General features: G+C 57.5%; 3 protein-coding genes. All 3 read left to right on the forward strand.

All coding sequences use genetic code 11. The annotated features are described in order from the left end of the window. Positions 1-472: 472 nt before the first annotated feature. Genes FG91_RS07430 through merC form a run of 3 tightly spaced genes read left to right on the forward strand, consistent with a single transcriptional unit; the run spans position 473 to position 1,839 of the window. The gene (locus FG91_RS07430; protein WP_037513775.1) at positions 473-793 is read left to right on the forward strand and encodes a hypothetical protein; all 321 of its coding nucleotides are present in this window, start codon (positions 473-475) and stop codon (positions 791-793) included. After that, entirely contained in the window at positions 786-1,400 is a 615-nt protein-coding gene (locus tag FG91_RS07435) for a hypothetical protein (RefSeq protein WP_052187397.1), read from the forward strand. Before FG91_RS07430 ends, FG91_RS07435 begins: the two co-directional genes overlap by 8 nt. Position 1,401: 1 nt before the next feature. Further along, entirely contained in the window at positions 1,402-1,839 is a 438-nt protein-coding gene (gene merC, locus FG91_RS07440; RefSeq protein WP_443027735.1) for an organomercurial transporter MerC, read from the forward strand. Positions 1,840-2,000 lie beyond the last annotated feature (161 nt).

The following is a 2,000-nucleotide window of genomic DNA, read 5'->3' on the forward strand; positions in this document are numbered from 1 at the left end:
TGGAAAGATTAAGAATGCTAGAGGTTTAGCTACTCGATACGACAAGCGCGCCGACAACTTCCTCGCTGCTGTAAAACTGTTCGCAGCCCGACTCTGGATCAACGCTTACGAGTCTACGGCCTAGAGGAGTGGCGCTGCATCCTCGCCTGCCCCACCAATTCGAATCACCTCTGACGGGCGACTACCGCCTGTAGCCGCTACAGATGCAAGGCTTTTCTTCCCATGCGGCGCGACGGCCAATAACGCGCCTAGAAAGAATTAAGAACAGGCGTTCTTCGATTGGGATAGGACATCGAACCTCACTTCTTAATCGCTCATTAGTACTCTCGCCTTCTTCTGAGAAGCGAGCCTGAATAATCAAGAACAGAAAGGCACGAAAAAAACCTGGAGCTATATCAGGTCCATTTGTTAGCCGTCGGAACCCACCGGACGTCCACTCGGTTATTCGGGTAACTGATGAGGGACCGCCCCCGTGGATGCGCAACGAAATGAGGTCGATCCCTCGGACAACACGGACTTCAGCGCCAAGCCCCCCATGGGGTTCACCATCCTACTGTTGAGCGCGTTCCACGTCCTCTGTTGCGGATTGCCGCTGCTGCTGCTGTCCGGCGTCTCCCTCGCCACCCTGTTTCCCTCTTGGCCCGTGATCGGCGGGATTTTGGCGGTCTTGGGTGTAGTTGCCTTCGTTTGGTACCTGAGAAAGGGCTGCGCCACCCGCCCCGGTAACTCGACGCGCTGCCCGGCCCGTGATCACGACTTTTCAGCACCCCACCAGGAGAAGCCTAATGTCTGATATCGCCGATGTTATCGACCGTGCAGAGATCAACGAGCCGCTTGGGCGAACCGCGTTCAGCGATTTCCCGGAGCGGCTGTACACTCAGGCCAACCAGGGCAACGGCTCCCTTAGCGCAAGTGAGTTCGTCTCTGTCGTGATGGGGTTTCTGCGCGAGTACGTGTGCATCGGCCAGTGCAACCTTCACATCGCGGCTGCGAAAGATCCTGATCTGAAGGAGGCGATCCGCATCTACATGGATGACGTTTGCTTCCCGAACCTCCACGAGATGAAGAAGATTCTGGAGGATGGCGGCTACATGTTGCCGGCACCGTTGGATGAAGCGACGCTCCCGGACCAGGTGCCTGCGGTCGAGACGAATGCGACTACGGACCGGATGATATCAATTGCCCACTGGTTTGACACTCATGGGTTCATGGTGCTCTGGAACACCTTTGCGGCGATGAGTCAGAACACCGAGGTTCGCGCAGCCTTCGTCCGTGCGTGGCATCGGGCGGAACGGTGGCACGTCGCCTACCATCAGATTGCCGTAAACAAGGGGCACATGATGCCCATGCCGAACATGGACGCGAAAGGCATGATGCGAACCGTGATGATGGGCGGCTAACGTGCTGATCGGCGAAGGAACAGACGGGGCGACGTCCCAACACACTCTCACGCGCACCGCTGATAAGGCAGGTTTCTTAGGTGCTGTCATAGCAGCAATGGGCTGCGCCGCGTGTTTCCCGGCCTTGGGGAGCCTAGGTGCCGCGATTGGACTCGGCTTCCTCGTCCAGTACGAGGGCATGCTCATTCGTTACCTGCTTCCGTTGTTCGCCATGATTGCTCTTCTGGCAAATGTCTTTGCCGGCTTCCGGCATCGGCATTGGGGGAGAATGGCACTTGGCGTGACCGGACCGGTGCTTGTGTTAGCGGCCGCCCTGTTGATGGTGAGCTTTGGGTGGCCAACAGAGTGGCTGCTCTATCCAGGCCTAGCACTGATGTTCGTCGTGGCGATCTGGGATTTGCTCGCTCCTCCCAGCAAGTGGCGACGTGCTTCCGCCTGATCCCCCCAGACAAGCGACCCACTGGTACAATGCCTGTCCGCCGTCAGCACCAATGGCACAGATTTGAGGTTGTGATTTAAGGAGGATCTGGGCTTCGTCGTAGTGACGAAGGAACGAAGATGAAGCCCAGATCCTCCAATGTAAAATCGCCCGCCAAGGCC

Source organism: Sphingopyxis sp. LC81 (genome assembly GCF_000756375.1).
GTDB lineage: Bacteria > Pseudomonadota > Alphaproteobacteria > Sphingomonadales > Sphingomonadaceae > Sphingopyxis.

Bases quoted from the DNA above. Each gene is read 5' to 3' on its own strand.
- FG91_RS07435 (WP_052187397.1), top strand. From the start codon at position 786: ATGTCTGATATCGCCGATGTTATCGACCGTGCAGAGATCAACGAGCCG.